We start from the raw sequence: 21,447 nt of genomic DNA, 5'->3' as shown, positions 1-21,447 counted from the left end.
CACGTTGGCAAGGAGAGTTTGTATCTCAAGCGGGCTGGAGGAACAAGGAAAATCCGGGCGCGGTGCAAGAGCGGGGGGCCTACCCTGAAGTGCGGCAACTTTCTGCCGCCTTTAAATGGAGCAAAGCGGAGCCCGGCATCCAAGGCACAAGCACCCTTATGCACTCCCGCGGCTTTGTCGAGAATTTTCAAAAGCACTTGCCTCCCCGGGGGCCGCAAGATTTCTCGCTTGCTCCTCAATGCCGCCCGCATGAAAATGAAATTTGGCATCCGACGACAGCGCAAAACGGAATCACAGCCGGACGCCGATCCGGCTGGATAATGATCGGCGTTTATCCGCAAGCATCTGTGGTTTAAGATTCTTGATCGCCTGGCCGCCAGGTGAGACCCGGAGAGGTCATGCAAGAATCCACGCAACCCCAACTGGTTAGAGCGCTCGGGCTGCGCGAAGCAATCGCGATCCAGATGGGCATGATCATCGGGTCGGGGATCTTTGTGGTTCCGGCCACGATCGCCGGCCGCCTTCATGCCCTCGGGCCGATCCTTCTTGTGTGGGTTCTGGGCGGACTGCTGATTCTCTTCGGAGCCCTGACCCTGGCCGAGTTGAGTTCAATTCTCCCCCAGGCCGGCGGTCCTTACGTGTACCTCCGGCACGGCTTTGGATCCGTATGGGCTTTCATGTTCAGCTGGAATCATTTTTTCATCAACACGGCCGGTTCCGTCGCCGCCATTGCGGTGGCCTTCGCGACCTATCTCGGGCACTTCATCCCGGCGCTCTCGCCCCAGCGGCCCTTCCTTTCCAGCCACTGGGTATGGTTCGGTCGCCCGATGAGTTTCACGGTCGGTTGGGTTCAGATCGCAGCCATGGCGACGATCGCATTGGTCACCTTCATCAACGTCCGCGGGGTCAAGCTTGGCGGGTGGGTCATGAATTTTTTCACGGCGGCAAAAGTCTCGGCACTGGCAGCGTTGATTCTCGCGGTGGTTTTTTCCGGCAAAGGCAGGATGGCCAACCTGTCGCCCATCTGGCCTGACAGTTGGACGAGCGAGTTGACCGCCGGCCTGGGCCTGTCCATGATCTCCGTGCTGTGGGCCTATGACGGCTGGATCACGGTGACGCTGACGGCGGGAGAAATCAAAAATCCGCAGCGAAACGTCCCGCTTTCACTGGTGACCGGCACCCTTTCGGTTATCGCACTCTACGTTGCCGCCAACCTCGCCTATGTCTATGTCCTTCCGTTGCCCGCCATGGCCGGTTCCCCGCGCGTTGCCGCCGACGTGGCCGGCGAGGTGCTCGGCCCGTTGGGTGTCCTGTTGATCATCGCCGGGATTCTTTGCTCGACATTCGGCACCATCCATGGCTGCGTGCTGGGCGGCCCGCGATGCATTTACGCCGCCGGTGCAGACGGCACATTTTCCAGGAGCTTTGGCAAGGTGCACAAGCGGTTCCACACTCCCGCAGTCGCCATCGTGACTCTAGGTGTCTGGGGCGGTTTGCTTACGCTGAGTGGAACCTATGATCAGATCACTTCCTATGTGGTCTTCGGCTCATGGGGATTTTACGCGCTCACCGCTTTGTCGGTCATGGCCCTGCGGCGGAAAATGCCCCAATCACCGAGGCCCTACAGGGCATGGGGCTATCCGTACACTACGCTCCTGTTTGTCGCTGTGACGGGCTGGTTCCTCGGCAATACGCTGGTGCGCGACCCGCGCAATGCGATCATCGGAATCGTCCTGCTCCTTATCTCTCTGCCGTTTTACTATCACTGGACAAGGAAAGCGAGGACTGTGTGAGGAAGTGCCTCAATGACCGAAAGGAGTCAGAGCAACAATGGGAAAAAGAGTTCTCCTCGTGGGATTCGGCATGCAAGGAAAGGCGGTGCTCCATGATCTGGTGCACTGCGCCGACATCTCCCGCATCGATGTTGTGGACAGCAGGCCCGATCTCCAGTCTGATTTGAGCATCTACCCGTCCGGAAAAGTCAGCGGCCGAATCCTGGATGCCACCGATGAGGAAAGTCTGGCTGTTCTCTTGCGCCATGCGGACGCCGTTGTCGAGGCTCTGCCCGGGGCTTTCGCCCTTCAGGTAGGCCGGCTCGCAGCGGATTGCGGCGTGAACCTGGTGAGCAGCATGTACTATCTCAACCCGGGCGAGCAGGAGGCCGAAAAGATCCAGTCCATCAACAACGAGATCCGTTACATCCATGGCAAGGCGAAAGGGAAAGGGATAGTAATACTCACTGAGTTCGGATTGGATCCGGGCCTGGACCTCATTCTCGGGGCCAAGGCAATCGGCGAGCTGGACGAGGTCCATGAACTCCACATGTATGGAGCAGGCATCCCGGGCCCGAATGCCCGCTCGAATCCATTACAGTACAAATTCTCCTGGTCGATCATCGGGGTCATGAAGGCATATCGGCGTGCTGCCAAAATAATCAAAGCGGGACAAGTTCAGGTCATCGAGCCAGCCAGGCTCTTCGAACCAGCGAATTGTCACCTGCTTGATGTGGCTGAGATCGGCAGCCCGCTGGAATGTTTTCCCAATGGGGACAGCGTTCACTATGCCGAGTTGTTCGGCGTCCGGGATTCGATTCGGGAAATGGGGCGGTACACCTGCCGTTTGCCCAGCCATTGCGCCTTCTGGAATACCATGGTGAAGTGCGGCTTCCTCGATGACAAGCCGATACGCTGTGGTGATCTGTCCGCGTCGCCGATGCTCTATACGACGTCGCTTCTGGCGTCGCAAAAACAGTTTTATTATGCAGACGACGAACAGGATATGACATTGGTGCGGGTAGAGGCGCGGGGGACGCGCCATGGGAAAAAGACCGGAGTGATCTACCAACTGGTCGACACCCGTGACCTGGAATCAGGGCTCACCTCGATGCAGAGGACGGTAGGTTTTACGCTGAGCCTGGGTGCGCAACTGATCCTGGAGCGAAAACTGGATAGATCCGGTCTTCTGACACCCCTGGACGTGCCTTATGAGAAGGTGTTTCCCAGACTGGAAAAGCACAATATTCATGTTCAGCGCCTGGAGATTCCGGCAGACCGCCTGCGGATGTGAGCGTAAACCGATCAAGGAAAGAGCAAGGGGCAAAGGGGGATGCTTGACAAAATGAGATTCAAATTCGCCGGGTTCACACTGCCCAAAGCCAGATACCTCGGAGACTGCAGCACACAGGTCCAATCGAAGCAGCCTGGAAGGAGGAGGTAAACCATGACTGACGAAGTGCGTTCTGCGCTTGAATCAGGGATTCTCACGCTCACAATCCACAGGCCTGATCAGAGGAACGCACTGAATCAGGCGGTGCTTAAAGGGCTGGGGGAGGCGTTCCGACAGGCAGCCGGGAACCGGGCGGTTCGGGTTGTGACTCTTACGGGAGCCGGAGATAAGGTTTTCTGCGCCGGAGCCGACCTGAAATCATCGCTTCCCCAAGGGCTGGGAGGGGACGCGTTCAGCCGAAGCGACTATCGCGAACTGCTCATGGAAATCCTGCGCTGCCCCAAACCCACGATTGCACTGGCCCGGGGGCATGTCATGGCAGGGGGCATGGGCATCCTGCTTGCCTGTGACCTGGCGCTGGCCTGCGATGACGTCCACTTCTCCACACCCGAGATTCAGGTGGGGATGTTCCCGATGATGGTGCTCGCGCTTCTCTATGGCCACGTCGGGCGAAAGAAGGCAACGGAGATGCTGTTCCTCGGGGAACGGATGGCGGCAGGAGCAGCCATGGAGTTGGGAATCGTCAATCATGTGTATCCTCGCGATCGCTTCGAAATAGAGGCCGGTGAGCTGGTTCGGAAACTGGCCGATACGAGCGGCAGCATCCTCCGCCTGGGTAAGGAAGCAATCCTGCGCGTCGAAGGCCGGACCTTGCGGGAGGATCTCGCGTATCTCGAGTCGGCCCTGGCCAGGGTGATGTCATGCGCCGATAGCAGGGAGGGCATGAGCGCATTCGTCGAAAAACGCAAGCCGCAGTGGAAAGACGAGTGAGACGCAAATGACGAGCGACGAATGGCATGTGCTGCCGGCGCCATTCCTCCTCATCATTCGCGTCTGAAGTGAGGTACTACTTTAACTTACCCAACAAATGGCGCGCGATCACCAGGCGCTGGATCTCGCTGGTTCCTTCGCCTATTTCGGTGAGCTTGGCGTCGCGGAAATAGCGTTCTACAGGGTAATCCTTTGTGTACCCATAGCCGCCGAAAACCTGGATGGCCTTGGTTGTGGCGCGCATCGCGACTTCACTTGCATACAGTTTGGCCATGGACGATTCGTGGCCATGGGGCCTGCCTGCGTCCTTGAGGCGTGCCGCGTGATAGGTGAGGTGCCGTGCCGCTTCGATTTCGGTCGCCATGTCGGCAATCATGTTGGAAACCGACTGAAACGAGCCGATGGGCTGATCGAATTGACGGCGCTCCTTCGCGTATGGGATCACCTTGTCGAGGGCCCCTTGGGCAAGACCCAATGCGAGCGCGGCTATGCTTATGCGTCCGCCGTCGAGGGTGTTCATGAAGATTTTAAATCCCTGGCCCAATTCCCCGAGCAGGTTTTCCTTCGGAATTCTGCAGCCCTCAAAAATCAATTCACGCGTATCCGAGGCTCTGAGCCCGAGTTTGTTCTCTTTCTTCCCGAGAATGAATCCGGGAGTTTTTATGGGTACAATGAACGCGCTGATGCCGTGGGCGCCCTTGATTTCCCTATCGGTCTTTGCGGTTATCACCGGCGAGAGGCTGTAGGTCGCATTTGTGATGAACTGCTTGCGTCCGTTAATGACCCAACAGTCGCCCTCGAGCACAGCCTTCGTCTGGGTACCGCTTGCGTCGGATCCTGCGTTGGGTTCGGTGAGGCCAAATGCGCCAAGTCCCGTGCCGTCGCACAGCGGAGGCAGGTATTTCTTCTTCTGCTGCTCCGTGCCGTAGGTCAATACCGGGTACACCCCGAGTGAGGTGTGTGCGGCGAGCGTCAGCCCGTGAGAACCGTCCACGCGCGAGAGTTCCTCGACGGCGAGGATGTAGCTCAATTCATCGCCGCCCGAGCCGCCGTATTCTTCCGGTACTGTAATCCCAAGGATCCCCAGTCCGGCGAGTTCCCGGACTGTATCTCCGGGAAACTTCTGCTGCTCGTCGTGCTCGGCCGCAATAGGTTCGATTTTCTCGCTGGCAAAATCCCTCAGGGTACTTTTGATGAGAGCTTGTTCTTCGGTCAAATCAAAATTGGTAAACATGCATGGCTCCTTCGCTCGCAATAAACCCCTCGAAGGAAAACCCTATTTACACACGAGCCCGAGTTTACGGAGTGCATCGGCAAGCGTGCGCGTTCCGGGACTTCGTCGCAATCCTGCGGCGTGCAAATTCAGGAAACTGCTCGCTATGCGCCGCTCGCTGCCGGTTTCAGTTCCACCAGAGGCTGAAATGCGTCCACCTGCTGGCCTGCTTTGACGTAAACCTTCTCGACGGTTGCCTGGAACGCCGCGCGCATCTCGTGCTCCATCTTCATGGCTTCGACGACGACGAGGCCATCGCCGCGATCCACCTCATCTCCCTCGGTGACATTCACCTTGATCACCAATCCGGGCATCGGAGCCTTGATCGTTCCCTCGGCTTTTTCCGGCATACCCTCTTTGAGACGGGACAGCGCGCTCTGCTGTTTTGGCTGTTCCAGGCAGAAATGGATTGCGCCGACGGCAACGAAGATCTTCTCTCCCCGAGTGGCCACACGCGCCAGGTAGGACTTGCCGTTTACCAGCAGAGAAACGGCCTGCGGGGACACCCAGTGAACATCCACCTCGATCCGTTCGTCCCTCAGAGTAGCGATGGCTTTCCCCTCGATGTGTTCCAAAGAGATTCTGTGGGTTGTTCCGTCTGCAAGAAACTCGTAGTCCATGCTATGTCCCGCCGATGGTCCACTTTCCTGTGGTCTGCCAGGGAGTGGGTTTTTTCAGCATCTGTTTTCTTGTACCGGCAACGCCGCCCTGGGAGTCGGCCAGCGCCGCTGCGATCAGGGCGATGTCCAGAGAGCCGCCGCTGCTGTTGCCTTGTTTCCAGCCTGAAAAATGTTGCTCGATAAAGTGGGTATGGGTCCTGCCGGCGACGAACTCTGGATGAGCGAGCACATCGGCCAGAAATCCGATGGTTGTGGGAATCCCGAGGATGGTGTAGTCCTTCAAAGCGGAAATCATCCGCCTCCGGGCGGACTCCCGGTCCTCAGCCCGGACGATGAGCTTGGAAAGAATCGGGTCGTAATGTGGAGTTACTTCGATCCCTGAGTAGATGCCCGAATCGCAACGAATGTCGGGCCCGGCAGGCTCCTCTGCCAGTAGGATCCGGCCCGGGCTGGGGAGGAAGCCCTGCTCAGGATCCTCGGCGTAAATCCTGCATTCCATGGCATGGCCGCGCTGCCTCAGGTCATTCTGCACGAAGGGGAGTCTGGCGCCGTCGGCGATGTGTATCTGCTGTTTGACCAGGTCTATTCCCAGGACCATTTCCGTGATTGGATGCTCCACCTGGATGCGGGCATTGACCTCGAGGAAATAGAAGTTCCGGGTTGTATCCAGGAGAAACTCCACAGTGCCGGCATTGGTGTAATTGGTGGCCCGGATGATTGCCACGGCAGTCTCGCCCATCCGCTGGCGCAGGTCGTCATCGAGGGCGACCGATGGGGTCTCCTCGAGAATCTTCTGGTAACGGCGCTGGATGGAACATTCCCGCTCGAAGAGATGTACGATCCCTCCGTGCCGGTCCGCCAGGACCTGAAACTCCACATGTCGTGGCTGCTCGATGTATTTCTCGAGGTAAACCGAGTCGTCCCCGAAAGCGGAGCGGGCCTCACGCCGGCTGGTTTCGATGGCGGAATTGAGTTCCCTGGGCGCGCGGACGATGTGCATGCCCTTGCCCCCCCCGCCGCCGGAAGCCTTGATGAGCACGGGGTAACCGATCCTGTCGACCGTCTCCTCGAACTCGCGCAGCGACCTGCTGGAGGTCATCATCCCTGGAATCAGGGGCACTTTGATGCCGGAGGCAGTGTTGCGCGAAGCTACCTTGTCGCCCACAAGCGCCAGTGCCCTGGAATCCGGGCCGATGAACACGATGCCCGACTCTTCGCAGCGCCTCGCGAATTGAGGATTCTCGGCCAGGAAGCCGTAGCCGGGATGGATGGCACCGGTGCCTGTGCGTCGGGCCGCGGACAAAATGGCATCGATGTTCAGATAGCTCTCCAGCGGTGGTGGAGGGCCGATGCATATCGCTTCATCCGCCATCTGCACGTGACGCGCCCCTCGATCCACTGTGGAATAGACGGCGACCGTAGCAATCCCCATTTCCCGGCAGGCACGGATCACGCGCAGGGCGATTTCTCCACGATTGGCTACCAGGATCTTCTTGAACATCTCATCCTCAGAAACCACGAAATGCTCGGTAGACACGAATCTGATTTCGCGTCTTCCCTGCGTTCCGTGCTTTCCTTTTCATGCTACATTCGAAACACGCCGAATTGATGCTCGGGTATGGGGGCGTTCAGGGCCATGGAGATGCCCAAGCCAACAGCTGTCCGGGTGTCGATGGGATCCAGGATGCCGTCATCCCATAACCGGGAACCGCTGAAGTAGGGACTGGATTCCTCCTCGTACCTGGCCAGGATAGGGGCCTTGAACTTCTCCTGTTCTTCTTCGCTCATGTTCTGTCCCTTGGCCTTGAGGCTTTCAACTTTCACCTGCAGGAGCACAGAGGCTGCCTGCTCCCCGCCCATGACCGCGATTCTGGCATTCGGCCACATCCAGAGGAGGCGCGGTGAATAACCGCGCCCGCACATCGCATAGTTGCCGGCACCGTAAGACCCGCCGACGATGACGGTGAACCGGGGCACCTGGGCGTTGGCGACGGCGTGAACCATCTTGGCGCCGTCCCTGGCGATGCCTCCGTGTTCATACTGCCGGCCGACGATAAATCCGGTGATGTTCTGCAGGAAGAGAAGAGGAATCTTGCGCACGGCACACATCGAAATGAAGTGCGCGCCTTTCAGTGAACTCTCCGAGAAGAGAACGCCGTTGTTGGCCACAATGCCGACGGAGTAGCCCATGAGACGAGCGTAGCCGCAGACCAGAGTGGGTCCATAGAGTTCCTTGAACTCGTGGAAACAACTGCCGTCCACAATGCGGGCGATCACCTCGCGCATGTCGAAGGTCTTCCTGAGGTCTCTGGGGATTACTCCGTAGAGCTCTTTCGGATCATATGCCGGCTCCATGGGGTCGGCGATGTCGACAGGGAATTTTTGAGGCACTGGAAGATTCTCGATGATGTTGCGGGTGATTTCGATGGCGTGCTGGTCATTGAGGGCGTAGTGGTCGGACACGCCGGAGATGCGGCAGTGCACATCCGCCCCGCCGAGTTCCTCGGGCGTGACATCGACACCGGTTGCGGCCTTGACCAGAGGCGGACCGCCAATGAAGATCGTGCCCTGCCCTTTGACGATCACAGTTTCGTCGCTCATGGCGGGCACGTAGGCTCCTCCGGCAGTGCAGGAGCCCATGACCGCCGAAATCTGGGGGATGGCCAGAGCCGACAGGCGAGCCTGGTTGTAAAAAATCCGGCCGAAGTGGTCCTTGTCCGGAAATGTCCCGGTGTGAAGTGGGAGGAAGATGCCGCCCGAATCCACGAGATAAACGCAGGGCAGGCGGTTTTCCAGTGCGATTTCCTGGGCACGGACATGCTTCTTGATGGTCTCCGGGAAATAAGTCCCGCCTTTGACCGTGGCATCGTTGGCCACGACCAGGACTTCCTTGCCGTGCACCACCCCGACACCAGTGATGATTCCGGCACCGGGAGCTTCGTTGTTATACATCCCGTAGGCTGCCAGGGGACTGAATTCCAGGAACGGGGTGTTGCGGTCGAAGAGCAGATCGAGGCGCTCGCGGGCGCTCAGTTTTCCCCGCGCTTTGTGCTTCTCGAGGGCGGCGGGAGGGCCTCCTTTCTTCACCTCAGCGAGGCGCTGTTTGAATTCCTCCACCTGAGCCTTCAGGGCTGCCGCGTTCTCTTGGAACTCCTTGGACCGGGGGTTAATCTTAGATTCTATTCGAAACATAGGAAGGGCCGGGAATCTGGGAATGCGTTGCCCAGGCCGCAATACCGTGCGGATCCACTGCGTGCCTGGCGCGCGGCAGCCACCGCGTGGCCAGGACCGCCCTGCCACGCAGAGCCACGATCCGGCTGCACAACCGTTTATCTCTCATTTCTAGGCCGGCACACACTTGTAGCCGTAGCACAGGATGCCTGCGTCACCCTGTTTCTGGAGCCTGCGAAACTCGATGCGCATTCGCTGCCCCATTACCAGTTTGTCAAATTCACAATCCACAATCTGGATCGTGATGCGAACCCCGCCGTCCAGCTCCACGATGCCCACAGCATAAGGTGTCTGATCCGCGAACTGAGACGGTCCGACCCGGATAACGGTGTAGGTCACGAGATGACCCTCGTCATGGAGCTTTACGGTCTCGAACCGGCGGCATCGGCACTTGGTGCAGATGAGGCGCGGCGGGAAAAAAACCTCGCCGCAGGATGTGCACTTCCCGGCTTCGAGGCGATAGCGCTGAGGGATTTCTCTCCAATACCTCGCAGGATTGGGCATGGCCTACAAACCTCCCGTCAAAAGCTTAAGAAACGGGTTCCCGCCGCCGAGACGATCTCAGAATGGCCCGTGAACCCGGTTCAAAAACCACGAGGAACGCGAAAAACCTCCCCAGGCATTTCGTGTGTTTCGTGGCTTGATATTTTCTTGTCATTCTCGAACCGGAATACGCTAAACGGCCTCGAAGATGTGCACCACGCTGCTGCCGCCGGTGCCTCCCATGTTTTGCGTCAGGCCGATCCTGGCCCCTTTTACCTGACGGGCGCCGGCGCCGCCCCGCAGCTGTGTGGCGATTTCAACTACCTGGGCCACTCCGGTGGCGCCCACAGGATGGCCTTTGGATTTCAGTCCTCCGCTGGTGTTGACCGGGATTTTGCCTCCGAGGGCGGTTAAGCCACTCTCCGCCGCCTGGCCGCCCTTGCCTCGCTCCACCAGGCACAGAGCCTCGAGCACCATGATCTCTGCAATCGTGAAGCAGTCATGGACTTCGACCACGTCCAGATTTTTTTGGCCTATGCCGGCCATGCGGTAGGCGCTCTCGGCAGCCTTTGCGGTCGATTCCAACCAGGTCAGATCCTTGCGGGAGTGCAGGGCGATCGTGCTCGATGCCTGGGCCGACGCCAGCACCTTCACCACGGGCTTTTTGGATATTTTTCGCGCCATTTCCAGAGGACAAAGCACGACGGCAGCCGCCCCATCCGTGATGGGCGAGCAATCCAGGATGCGCAACGGATCCGCCACCAGCACAGACCCCATCACATCCGCGAGACTGATTTCGTACCGATATTGCGCTACGGCATTCATTGACCCGTGCTTGTGGTTCTTCACGGCTACATGGGCCAATTGTTCGCGCGTGGTGCCATAGCGGCACATATGCGCCTGGGCCATCAGGGCGTAGAGCCCCGGGAAGGTGATCCCTTGATATGCCTCGTATTCCATGTCCGCGGCTGCGGACAGCGCATAGGTCGCTTCATCCCCGTTCACATCGGTCATCTTTTCGACGCCGGCCACGAGGACCAGGTCGCTCACTCCTGACGCCACTTCGATGAATCCCTGCCGGAACGCAGCGCCACCCGAAGAGCAGGCGGATTCCACGCGCGTGGCCGGGACCGGGTTCATCCCCAGGTAGTCGGCCAGCAGGCAGCCCAGGTGTTCCTGCCCTACGAACAGCCCGCCGGACATGCAGCCGACGTACATCGAATCGAAGTGGTCCAGGGCCGCATCGTCCAGAGCGTTCAGCGCGGCTTCCACAAAGATGTCACGCAGTGACATCTCCCAGAGCTCGCCCCACCTCTTGTTCAAGCCGACTCCCAGTACTGCTACTTCTCTCATTGCGAGCTTCTCCTTACTCCGCCTTCCGGATCTTGCCGCGGTATTTGGCATAGGTCCCGTAGTCGATATAGACCTTATTGTTGTCGAGCATTTCCCGGGTTTTCACGGCCTTGTCACGGACCTCCTCGATGAGGTCGGTCACCGTATAAATGAAACCGTCGCTGCCCGCGCCCGACCCATAGGAGACCATCAGGATTTTGTCCCCAGGCCCGGCCACATCCAGGATCGCCGTGAGCCCCATTGGAGACGAGCCGGAGTAAGTGTTTCCCAGCTTGGGCACCAGCCGCCCGGTTTCGATCTGTTCTTTGGTGAAACCCAACTCCTTGCCGGCCCTCAGAGGGAACTTGCCGTTGGGCTGGTGGAAGACGACGTAGGTGAAGTCCTTGGGGGTCATCCCCGCCTTCGCCATGATGCCGCGGGCTGCGCCGAGAACGTGCTTGAAGTAGGCCGGCTCCCCTGTGAAGCGGCCGGCGTGCCGTGGGTAGTGCTCATATTCCCGGCGCCAGAAATCCGGAGTGTCCGTCATGAAGGAGTATGTCTCGTTCACTTCCGCGACGACGTTTTCCCTGCCGAAGATGAAAGCCGCAGCGCCGGCAGCGGTGGAATACTCCAGAGCGTCTCCCGGAGCCCCTTGAGACGTGTCCGCCCCGACGGCCATGCCATACCTGATCCGTCCCGATTCAACCTGGCACAGACACACGAACATGGCCTCGGTCCCGGCCTTGCAGGCGAATTCAAAGCTGGCGGAATGTACCTCGGGGGTGGCGCCGATCGCCTCGGCCAGGATTGTTCCGGAGGGCTTGACCGCGTAAGGATGGGACTCGGAGCCGACGTAGACCGCACCGAGATCCTTCGGATTGATTCCCGCGCGCCTGATGGCTTTCCTGGCGGCCTCCACGGACATTGTGATCGTGTCCTGATCCGGGCCGGGCACTGATTTTTCCTCCAGGCCAAGACCGCGCTTGTAACTGGGTGCGTCCGCCCCCCAGATCTTGGCAATCTCTTCGACTTTGATTCTGTTGCGAGGGATGTAGGCTCCGTAGCCGATAATACCGGCCATTAGTGATCCTCCTCTGAAGACTGAGCAAGAAGAGAGAACTCAAACCGGTTTTCATTTAACCAGTTCGTTTTGCGTAACACAAGGGCATTATGGCTTTCTCCTGATCTGAGGGAGCATCTGCGCTTTGCCGGGACACTGATTCAATCCGCGTCAGGACGAGTGTTTCCAAATCCAATTTGCCTGGAACGAATCGGGACGCACAGATACCGTGGTTTTACCACGGCCTTTCAGACAGGAACCGGCGGTTGGCTTGCTGCGCCTGGCGTTGCGCTTTAACTGCGGCGATGCGGCTCTCGATGTAGGGCCTCAACTCGGGCGCCAGCAAAAGACATCGGGCAAAGTCACGCTCAGCCTCAGCGTCTCTGTTTTGCATGAGTTGTACCAGGCCGCGGCACAGGTAGGAAGGAGTGTCATTCGGCTGAAGCTCGATCGCTTTGTCGAAGTCGGCAATGGCTGCTTCCAGGTTGTCTCTCCGCTCGTGCACGCGGCCGCGCCCGGCATAGGCATTGGCGCATTTGGGGTCGATTTCGATGGCTTGATTGTAGTCGGCGATGGCTTTATCCGGCTCGCCTCTGGACGCCCAGATCGATCCTCTATCGGAGTAGGCTCCCGCCTCTCCAGGGTCAATCTGGATCGCACTGGTAAGATCGGCAAGCGCGGCATCCAGGTCCCCGACCTCAGATTGCACCCTGCCCCGATTCCGGCAATATGCCGCGATATCGGGACGCAGCTCCATGGCCTTGGTGAAGTCGGCGATGGCGGCGTCGAAATCCCGAATGTGCCGGCGGGCGGCTCCGCGATTGTTGTAAGCACTCGCCAGACGGGGATTGCTCTCAATGACCCGGTCAAGATCAGCGATCGCACCCGCAAAATCGCTCCTGATCAGGCGGATTTCACCGCGAACGTTGTAGGCATCGGCGAGGCTGGAGCTGATCTCGATGGCCCTGCTGAGATCATTCAGAGCGCCATCGAGATCCCCTTGGTTCTTTCGCGTGAGGCCGCGATTGTAGTAGGCCTCGGTTGAGTTCGGGTTGATTGCCAGCGCCTTCGTGTAGTCCCTGATCGCACCCTCGCGGTCCCCTTTGGCTTTGACGGCATTGCCCCGATTTATGTAAGCCGCTGCCAGACGCGGATTGATTTCCAGGGCGCGCCCATAGTCGGCGACCGCGCCGTCAAAGTCCGATAGAGCATGCCGGGCCAGGCCGCGACTGTTATATGCCGCGGCCAGATTGGAGTTCTTGACGGCAAGGGAGAACGAATCAGAGTAGAACTTGGGGAACCTGGCGATGGCAAGATCGAAATCCGCTATTGCGGCGGTGAAGTTCTTGTCGGCATATCGAGCCTTGCCGCGGTTGTAGAAGGCTTCTGCCAGAGATGGATCGATGCGGATTGCCGTGCTGAAATCGCGGATTGCTTCATCGATTTTCCCCTGGGAAAAGCGCACGCCGCCGCTGCAGTTGTAGGCTCCGGCGAGCTGGGGCTTGATTTCGATGGCCCGGCTGAAATCCGCCAGGGCGCCATCCGGGTCGCCCTGGCGCTGACGTGCGATGCCGCGGTTTACGTAGGCCTCCGCCAAATTGGGCTTGATCTCGATCGCCCTGCTATATTCGCGGATTGCCTCTTTCAGGCTATCCTTCGCAAGATACAGATTTCCCCTGTTGAAAAAACTCTCCGCGGACGGGTGCTCCAGGTAGCTCTGGGCTCCGAGAGCTGCAAATGGCGACATCAAACATAAGAGAAGTGCAAGCCAGACAGGCTGTGTTTTCGTGACCATCGGGCAGCCTCCGTCCTGTCTACACTAGGGCATGAGCCTGGAGCAACTGCGTCACCAGGTACTCTTTGAGCGCCATGGCGCGGTGCGGCCGCTTGACCTGAGTTGTGTTCGAATGTGGCGGCAAGATATCACAAGTAATTGGAGAATCCTAATGATTCCAGTTTGGTGTACCTGTGAAGTGTTGCCGGATGGCGGGGAGGGATGCTTACGGACTTGGGATCGGACCGGGAATGTGTCTTGTCGTCCTTTCCTTATTTCCCGATGGTGCCGGTCTTGGGCATGTCTTCGGTGAACAGCCAGTCTTCGATCGGGATGTTGAATTTCACGCTCTCGTAAGTGAACGGTGTGATTTGCTCTCTTTGCGACCCGGCGACAATCTCCAGGAGCCGGGTCGGCATCGTGACGTCGCCGAATTTCTTGAAGTCCCAGAAGACGCGCTTCGACCTGCCCGCAACCTCCTGCAAGAAATAGAAACTCTCCTTGTCAATATAGAGGTCGGTGGTTTCTCTGCCTATGAGTGCGGCGATGACGTACGCAGGCCTGGTGGCGACCACCTTGTACTCGTTCGATTGCAGATCGGTTTTTTCCCTCCATTCGACAACAGCGTCTTCCTTGCGCACCAGCGATTCGGCCTTGTCGGCATAGTGTGCGATGCCGTAGCACTGATTCATCCATCGCTTCATTTCCTCGAGGTTGCTGCGCTCAGGAACAAGGTTCCTCCGGCTCCAGGCCGTTCCGTTATTCAGGAAGTACTCGTAGAAATAGCGACCACCCCGGACCACCGTCATGTCCTTTTCGACGCGGAGCTTTCCCGGTGCCTTGGCAAACACCCGGTACGCTGCCCGGAATGTGATGCCGTCGGACATGTCGACGGTTCCCTTGATGGTCATGCTTTTCCAGCTGGTGAGCTTGTCACCGCCGTGGGCTTGCACGGAGCGGCTGACGATGTCCTTCGGCGACATCTCATATTTGAAGCCTCCGAGGAGAGTGAGGCACAGCAGCAGTGCGGGCAATGGCTTGACGATGGCTCCGGTTTTCATGACCGCTCCTCAGATCCGGGTTCGGTAAACGTGAGTTGAGCATGTGCCTCGAGCAGGCGCTCGCGCACGGGCAAATGGTACCTGCAGGCATTCTCGCAGGGCGCATTGCACCCGCGGCATGCAGCCGCAGTCCGAGCGACGGGGACTTGCCTGTATTTCGCCATCGCATATTTCTGGTCGCCATAGTTCTCGAAGTACATCTTGTAGCGCAAGATGTCCCAGATCGGCACTCCCTGCGGGCAGGATCCATAACAGCCGTTGCAGCCGGGCCGGCAATACTTCGTGCTGATGGCTGCCTCCAGAACCTCCAGGTGGTCCTGGTCTTCCCGCGTCAGTTTTGTGGTGCCCGAGACCGCGAGATATTCCGTGGCCAGGTCGAAGTTGGGCATTCTGACCACCATGGTGTCGAACAAATCCGATGCCAGGATCCACTTGAGGACCGCCTGGCGGGCGCTGGTGTTTTTATTCTGCAGCGCCCGGATGTTCAGATCCGACTGGTAAATCGTCATGGTTTTCATGGCTATGGTCGCAACGCCCCGGGCCCGGGCCTTCCTGAGCAGAGGTTCGACGCCGTGCGTCAGGAAGTTGGCCCCGACCAGGATCACATCGAACCGGTTGTTGTCGATGCCCCACTCCATTTCCCGAAGCACGTTGACGCTGTGGCCGGAAGCGCCCGTGAAGCGAATCTTTCCCTGCTTCTTGGCCTCATCCCACGCCTCGTAGATCGCCGGGTTTTGAATGCGCTCGATGCCGCCGTACCTGGGGTGGCCGATAGAATGAATCATCATGCAGTCGATGTATTTCGTGTTGAGCTTCCTCAGCGAGACGTCGAGCGCCTCCAACAGCGCACTCTTGGAAACGGACGCTGTCACCAGCGGTGGATCCCATTTGTCTACGACGAAGATTTTGTCTCGCCACTTGGGCAAAGCCTTGCCGACGATCTCCTCATGCCCCTGATATTGAGCGCCCGTATCGATCAGGTTGACCCCGCATTCGAAAATATAGTCTATGATTGCCGGCTCGGTCTGGCCCGACCCCCCGGAGATGTCACTTACTTTCCATCCGGTCTTGCCGAATGGCTTGAGTCGCCTGATCTTGGGTCCGGCTGCCGGCTGAAGGGCGATCATCCCCGAATTACGGGGAATGGCGGCGCCGGCGGCGAGCGCAGTTGAACTGTGGAAAAACTGGCGTCGCGAGAGTTTCCTCATGAGGTTCACCCCACCTGAGTGATGCCGATGCTCTGGGAGTGTCAAGACACGTTTTCATCTCGACAAACAATCCGCGATACGTGGTCCGGTAGCCTATCACGAACTTTCGGCAATGCCGCAACGAAATTGCAGCGATCTCCGTGGAATACGCAAGCTCGCCTGTGCCTTGATTCATTCAGTGGGGTGCGGGAACTATGGTCGTCGGCAGGCTGCCGAACTCCAGCAACAATGTGGCAGGCAAGGCAGTTGACTGATTCGATATATCGTACGATACTATCGCCAGATATAGCGTTAGATGACGAGGTGAATATTATGCGAGTTCATGGTTGGGGATTTTACAAGGGACGGTGGAGTTCATTTGGCCCCTGGGGTCAACGCGGCAGGTTTTTCGAGACGGGCGAAGTCCGACTCGCGATTCTTTCGCTCCTGAATGAGGGACCCAAGCATGGATACGAGCTGATCAAGGAGCTGGAGGCGCGTTCCGGCGGTCTCTACCGCGCGAGTGCCGGGACGGTCTACCCGACGCTTCAATTGCTCGAGGACGAAGGCCTGATTGTCTCAGAGCCCCAGGCGGGCAAGCGGGTATATCGGCTTACCGACGCCGGGAAGGCCGAGCTCGAGCGGGAAAGCGATACCGTGCGCGGCATCTGGAACCGGGCGGCGCGCTGGGAGGATTGGTCCCAATGGATGGGGCCTGAAGCCGCGCTCATCGCTGTCCCCCTGGGTGCCCTCATGAAGGCCACATTCCGGGCTGTTACGCACGCCGCCGAAGACCCGGTTCGCCGGGAGCGGATCCGGGAAATTCTCGAGCAGGCGCGCCGCGAGCTGGAAGAGTTGAATGATTGATTGCGAACGGTCGGGGAGGATTGAATGTCCGTCAGTATTCGCATGGAAAATCTCAAGAAAATCTACACCTCTGCGCCCCCGCTGGCCGCTGCCGGGATGCGGGGCGCCGCCCACAGCATGGGCGGGTTCCGGCGCAAGAAGCAGGCAATTCGGGTTGTGGCGCTGGACGGGATCTCACTCGAAGTCGGCGCCGGCGAAATTTTCGGGCTGCTCGGGCCCAATGGCGCCGGCAAGACCACGACCGTGGGCATTCTCACCACCCGGGTCCGTCCCACAGACGGCACGGCCTGGATCGGCGCCCACAACGTGTGGCAGGAACTGGTGCAGGTCAAGCGCTTGATTGGCGTGGTGCCGCAGCGGCCGAATCTCGATTTCAGTTTGACCGCCCGGGAAATCCTCGTCTTTCACGGGGCCTACTTTCAGGTTCCCCCGGCGCAGCGCACGCGGCGCGCCGCCGAGTTGCTCGACCGGTTCAAGCTGACCGAGCGGGCCAATGAGATGCTGCTCGGCTTTTCCGGCGGAATGCTGCAGCGGCTCTCGATTGCCCGGGCCATGATGCATGACCCGGAAGTCCTGTTTCTGGATGAGCCGAGCGCGGGCCTGGATCCGCAGACACGGCTGCTGCTTTGGGACATCATCCGCGAGTATCATGCGCGCGGCAAGACCATCCTGCTCACGACCCACAATATGGAGGAGGCGGACGCGCTGTGCCGGCGCGTGGCCATTGTGGATCACGGCAAAATCATTGCCCTGGGCACGCCCCAGGAACTTAAGCAATCTGTGCCGGGGGGCTTTCTGCTGCAGCTGCAGTTTGACGCGCCGACGCCGGAGCTCCTGCAGGGGCTCGAGCGGCTGGAGGGCGTCACGGAAGTTCGGCCCCGCGGCGACGGCACTGTCTACATCTACGCGGACCGCGGCGGCTCGCTTGTCCCCGAAGTGGCAAGCCTCGCAACGGAGGCGCGCGTCGGCATCCGCGACGTACACATCTCGGAGCCAAGCCTCGAGAATCTGTTTCTGCATCACACGGGAAGGAGCCTGCGCGAATGAATCCAAAAACCTTTCTGGCCATGCTGGCGCGCGACGCACACGTCGCGCGCCGCAACTTCGTGACGATCCTCGTCCAGACGTTGCTGCAGCCGATGTTTTTCGTCTTTATCTTCGGACGTGTGATGACGACGAGCGGCCTGATGTCCGGGCAGTACAAGGTGCTGCTGCTGCCGGGGATCATTGCCATCAGCATGGTCATGTCGGGTATCATGGCCGTGGCCATGCCCCTGGTGGCCGAGTTCCAATTCAGCCGTGAGATCGAAGACCGGCTGCTGGCGCCGATGGAAATCGAGTGGCTGGCCGTTGAGAAGGTCCTGGCCGGGATGATCCAGGCGCTGGCGGCCGGGCTGGTCGTGCTGCCCGCAGCATGGCTGGTGATGGGGCGCGTCGCGGTAAGCGTCGACCATCTCCTGCTCTTTACGGTGATTGCCCTGCTGGTGTCATGCCTGGCGGCGGCGGTCGGCCTGACGCTGGGCTGCAGCGTGGGGCAGACGCAGATCGGCCTGATGTTCAGCATGGTGCTCGCGCCGATGATTTTTTTCGGATGCACCTACTATCCGTGGCGCACACTCGACGCGTTCCCGGTGTTGCAGTGGGCGGTGCTGGTGAACCCGGTGGTCTATGCCAGCGAAGGCTTGCGGAGCGCTCTTGTTCCACAGTATCCGCACCTGTCGGTCTCCCTGGTCCTGATCGCTTTGGCCGTTTTCGATTTCGCGTTTCTCTTTTTCGGCCTGCGCCAGTTCCGCAAGAAAGCAGTGAGCTGAGGAACAAGCCGTGAAACCCGTGAAAAACACGAACAGGAATGCTCTGGTGAGTTGGGTGGCCGCCTACTCCACCGTGACACTCTTGGCAAGGTTGCGGGGCTGATCGACATCGCAACCGCGCAACACTGCGACATGATATGCGAGCAGCTGCAGCGGGATCACGAGCAGCAGGGGAATCAGATAATCTGACAGCGCGGGTACGTGGATGATGTGGTCCGAAAACTGGGCGACGTGCTCGTCCCCCTCGGTGGCGACGATGATCACGATGCCGTCGCGCGCCCGCACTTCCTGGATATTGCTCAGCATCTTCTCATAGCGCAGCAGCGACTTGGGATTTGAGGCATCCTTCGCTGCCAGAGCCACAACCGGGAGATCCCCGTCGATCAAGGCGTTCGGGCCGTGCTTCATTTCACCGGCGGGATAGCCTTCCGCGTGGATATAAGATATTTCCTTGAGCTTCAAAGCGCCTTCGAGGGCTATGGGAAAGTGGATGCCGCGCCCCAGGTAGAGGAAGTTGTAGCGCCGGAACAGGATGGAGGCGAGTTTCTCGTACTGGGCGTCGCGCGCCAGGAGTTGCTCGATGCAGTGGGGGGTGCGCATGAGGTCGGCGAGCAGGACCGAGGTCTGCTCGGCTGTCACCTTCTTGCGCAGCTGTGCCAGATGCAGCGCCAGGAGGAAAAGCACGGCGAGCTGAGCAGTGAAGGCCTTGGTCGAGGCGACGCCGATCTCGGGACCGCTGCGCGTGTATAACGTGCCATCGCTTTCCCTGGAGAGCATGCTGCCGACCACGTTGCAGATTGCCAGCACCCGGGCGCCCTTGGCTTTTGCTTCACGCACAGCCGCGAGCGTATCCGCGGTTTCGCCCGACTGGCTGATGGCGACCACAAGGGATCGTTGGTCCAGGATCGGATCCCGATAACGGAATTCCGATCCGTAGTCCACTTCCACGGGGATGCGGGCCATCTCCTCCAGGAGATATTTGCCGACCAGTCCGGCGTGCCAGGAGGTGCCGCAAGCCACGATGTGAATACGGTCGATGCCCGCAAAAACCTCTTCCGACAGGTTAGTCTCATCGAGAAACACGCGCCCGGAGTCGAGCGAGACGCGTCCTGCGATGGTGTCCTTGATTCCGCGCGGCTGCTCGTGAATCTCCTTGAGCATGAAGTGCCGGTAACCGCCCTTCTCTGCCATCGCCGGGGTCCAGGTGATTCGCTGGGGCGTGAACGGAACGGTCTCACCCATGAAGTTTTCGACCCGCACTCCCTCGGCTTTCAGCGTAGCCATTTCCCCGTCACCCAGGAAATACACCATCTGGGTGTGATCGAGCAGCGCCGGCACGTCGGAAGCCACCAGCTGTTCTCCGTCGCCCAAACCGAGGGCCAGCGGAGGACCGTTGCGCGCTGCCACGATCATTTTGGGGCTGTCGGCCGAAAGCACGCAGATGGCGAAGCTGCCGCGCAATTGTAAGGCCGCTGTGCGCACCGCCTCCGGAAGTGAGTGCCCGGGCATCAGGGATTCGATCAGATGTGCGATGACTTCCGTGTCGGTCTCGGTGACGAATCGGTGGCCCGCCTGATGCAACCTTGCCTTCAAGTCCAGGTAGTTCTCGATGATGCCGTTGTGGACCACTACTATTTTCCCGGAACAATCCCGATGGGGATGGGCATTTTCCTCGGTGGGTCGCCCGTGGGTCGCCCACCGGGTGTGCCCGATGCCGTATTCTCCCTGCAACGAAGTGCCATTGATGGACTGGATGAGGTTGTTGAGCTTCCCGGTGGATCGGCGGATCTGCACGACATCGCCGGAAACGACGGCGAGCCCGGCGGAGTCATATCCGCGGTACTCGAGCTTGCGCAAGCCCTGCAGGAGAACCGGTACGGGTGGTTTAGGCCCAATATAGCCAACAATGCCGCACATAACAGTCAAGCTCCATCAATTGAGGTTCTCTGCCGCCGAAGATGCGTGCTAGAATCCCGGGCGAACAGTTATTGTGATCGGCCAACCATGGGCGTTGCCCGGAAGATCCCGCAGCAGCGGGAGATGAGAAATGCAATTCGTCGGAGGTGCGACCCCGTTACCACTCCTGCCTCCGACGCTTTGAACCACATTAAATCAATCGGTTTCACTGAAACGAGCCATTAGGGTGAATACCATGGATCTGAAGATTGTCCAACTATCCGTTCCGGACGGCAGCAACATCATCCTGGGCCAGACACATTTTATCAAGACGACCGAGGATCTTTACGAAATCATTACCACGGGCTGTCCGCACGCCAAATTCGGAGTCGCCTTCTGTGAAGCCTCCGGTCCGTGTCTGGTCCGGGTTGAGGGCAATGATGAGGCGCTCAAGAACCTTGCGGCGGAGAACGCCATGCTGCTCGGAGCCGGACACACTTTTGTGATTCTCCTGAAGGACGCCTTCCCCATAAATATCCTGAATGCCGTGAAATCGTGCCCCGAAGTCTGCACTATATATTGTGCCACGGCCAATCCGCTGCAGGCGATCATTGTGGAAACATCCCAGGGCCGCGGCATTCTGGGAGTTATTGACGGTGCCCCACCCAAAGGGGTTGAGATGGAAACGGATATCAGAAATCGCAGGGAGTTTCTCCGCCGGATCGGATATAAAAGATAGTTGATGACGCACCTTAATGTTTGCCTTTCGACCGGGAGTTGGAGGATAGGCAGCAACAGCAATCTGGATGATAAGCGGGATGTCCCTAGGCATGCCAGGCTATTATTTTATCCTGTG

The 21,447-nt window shown here is 59.1% G+C and carries 18 protein-coding genes; 7 read left to right on the top strand and 11 right to left on the bottom strand.

Annotated elements, in window-relative coordinates; genetic code table 11:
- Positions 1–398 precede the first annotated feature (398 nt).
- The 3 genes from LAP85_08680 to LAP85_08670 all read left to right on the top strand — a co-directional run bounded on the left by LAP85_08680 (position 399) and on the right by LAP85_08670 (position 3,996).
- On the top strand, positions 399–1,793 hold the full coding sequence (locus tag LAP85_08680) for an amino acid permease (GenBank protein MBZ5496465.1): 1,395 nt from the start codon (positions 399–401) through the stop codon (positions 1,791–1,793).
- Positions 1,794–1,830: 37 nt separating this feature from the next.
- Positions 1,831–3,066: a saccharopine dehydrogenase NADP-binding domain-containing protein gene (locus LAP85_08675; protein MBZ5496464.1), complete on the top strand. Its 1,236-nt coding sequence runs from the start codon at positions 1,831–1,833 to the stop codon at positions 3,064–3,066.
- Positions 3,067–3,219: 153 nt separating this feature from the next.
- Entirely contained in the window at positions 3,220–3,996 is a 777-nt protein-coding gene (locus LAP85_08670; GenBank protein MBZ5496463.1) for an enoyl-CoA hydratase/isomerase family protein, read from the top strand.
- A gap of 76 nt (positions 3,997–4,072) precedes the next feature.
- Here the strand turns inward: LAP85_08670 and LAP85_08665 are convergent, their stop codons facing one another.
- From LAP85_08665 to LAP85_08620, 10 genes are all read right to left on the bottom strand, one after another.
- On the bottom strand, positions 4,073–5,230 hold the full coding sequence (locus LAP85_08665; protein ID MBZ5496462.1) for an acyl-CoA dehydrogenase: 1,158 nt from the start codon (positions 5,228–5,230) through the stop codon (positions 4,073–4,075).
- Positions 5,231–5,373: 143 nt separating this feature from the next.
- Entirely contained in the window at positions 5,374–5,889 is a 516-nt protein-coding gene (locus LAP85_08660) for a biotin/lipoyl-binding protein (GenBank protein MBZ5496461.1), read from the bottom strand.
- A gap of 1 nt (position 5,890) precedes the next feature.
- Positions 5,891–7,390, bottom strand: a complete 1,500-nt coding sequence (gene accC, locus LAP85_08655; protein MBZ5496460.1) for an acetyl-CoA carboxylase biotin carboxylase subunit — start codon at positions 7,388–7,390, stop codon at positions 5,891–5,893.
- Between the two features lie 83 nt (positions 7,391–7,473).
- On the bottom strand, positions 7,474–9,081 hold the full coding sequence (locus tag LAP85_08650; GenBank protein MBZ5496459.1) for a methylcrotonoyl-CoA carboxylase: 1,608 nt from the start codon (positions 9,079–9,081) through the stop codon (positions 7,474–7,476).
- A gap of 150 nt (positions 9,082–9,231) precedes the next feature.
- Positions 9,232–9,624: a Zn-ribbon domain-containing OB-fold protein gene (locus tag LAP85_08645; protein MBZ5496458.1), complete on the bottom strand. Its 393-nt coding sequence runs from the start codon at positions 9,622–9,624 to the stop codon at positions 9,232–9,234.
- A gap of 171 nt (positions 9,625–9,795) precedes the next feature.
- A complete protein-coding gene (locus LAP85_08640; GenBank protein ID MBZ5496457.1) occupies positions 9,796–10,956 on the bottom strand; it encodes a thiolase domain-containing protein in 1,161 nt (386 codons plus the stop codon).
- A gap of 13 nt (positions 10,957–10,969) precedes the next feature.
- Positions 10,970–12,016, bottom strand: a complete 1,047-nt coding sequence (locus LAP85_08635) for a hydroxymethylglutaryl-CoA synthase (protein ID MBZ5496456.1) — start codon at positions 12,014–12,016, stop codon at positions 10,970–10,972.
- Between the two features lie 214 nt (positions 12,017–12,230).
- The gene (locus LAP85_08630; GenBank protein MBZ5496455.1) at positions 12,231–13,790 is read right to left on the bottom strand and encodes a tetratricopeptide repeat protein; all 1,560 of its coding nucleotides are present in this window, start codon (positions 13,788–13,790) and stop codon (positions 12,231–12,233) included.
- 251 nt (positions 13,791–14,041) lie between these two features.
- Positions 14,042–14,830 (bottom strand): outer membrane lipoprotein-sorting protein, encoded by a 789-nt coding sequence (locus LAP85_08625; GenBank protein ID MBZ5496454.1) that lies wholly within the window; start codon positions 14,828–14,830, stop codon positions 14,042–14,044.
- Positions 14,827–16,038, bottom strand: coding sequence for an aldo/keto reductase (locus tag LAP85_08620; GenBank protein MBZ5496453.1), 1,212 nt, complete (start codon positions 16,036–16,038; stop codon positions 14,827–14,829). The genes LAP85_08625 and LAP85_08620 overlap by 4 nt, the downstream gene beginning before the upstream one ends.
- Before the next feature lie 228 nt (positions 16,039–16,266).
- Here LAP85_08620 and LAP85_08615 point away from each other — a divergent pair, with 228 nt between their 5' ends.
- The 3 genes from LAP85_08615 (at position 16,267) to LAP85_08605 (ending at position 18,695) form a co-directional block, all read left to right on the top strand.
- Complete coding sequence (locus LAP85_08615) at positions 16,267–16,884, top strand: PadR family transcriptional regulator (protein MBZ5496452.1); 618 nt, start codon at positions 16,267–16,269, stop codon at positions 16,882–16,884.
- Positions 16,885–17,001: 117 nt separating this feature from the next.
- The gene (locus LAP85_08610) at positions 17,002–17,931 is read left to right on the top strand and encodes an ATP-binding cassette domain-containing protein (protein MBZ5496451.1); all 930 of its coding nucleotides are present in this window, start codon (positions 17,002–17,004) and stop codon (positions 17,929–17,931) included.
- Positions 17,928–18,695, top strand: a complete 768-nt coding sequence (locus tag LAP85_08605) for an ABC transporter permease (protein ID MBZ5496450.1) — start codon at positions 17,928–17,930, stop codon at positions 18,693–18,695. Before LAP85_08610 ends, LAP85_08605 begins: the two co-directional genes overlap by 4 nt.
- Before the next feature lie 63 nt (positions 18,696–18,758).
- Here LAP85_08605 and glmS read toward each other — a convergent pair whose 3' ends face one another.
- Complete coding sequence (gene glmS, locus LAP85_08600) at positions 18,759–20,612, bottom strand: glutamine--fructose-6-phosphate transaminase (isomerizing) (protein ID MBZ5496449.1); 1,854 nt, start codon at positions 20,610–20,612, stop codon at positions 18,759–18,761.
- A 235-nt stretch (positions 20,613–20,847) separates the two neighbouring features.
- Here glmS and LAP85_08595 point away from each other — a divergent pair, with 235 nt between their 5' ends.
- Positions 20,848–21,330 carry an adenosine-specific kinase gene (locus tag LAP85_08595; GenBank protein ID MBZ5496448.1) on the top strand — a complete coding sequence of 161 codons (483 nt, stop codon included), beginning with the start codon at positions 20,848–20,850 and terminating at the stop codon, positions 21,328–21,330.
- Positions 21,331–21,447: the final 117 nt, after the last annotated feature.

Source organism: Terriglobia bacterium, from assembly GCA_020072565.1.
GTDB lineage: Bacteria > Acidobacteriota > UBA6911 > UBA6911 > UBA6911 > JAFNAG01.
This window is presented reverse-complemented; position numbering and strand designations above follow the sequence as displayed.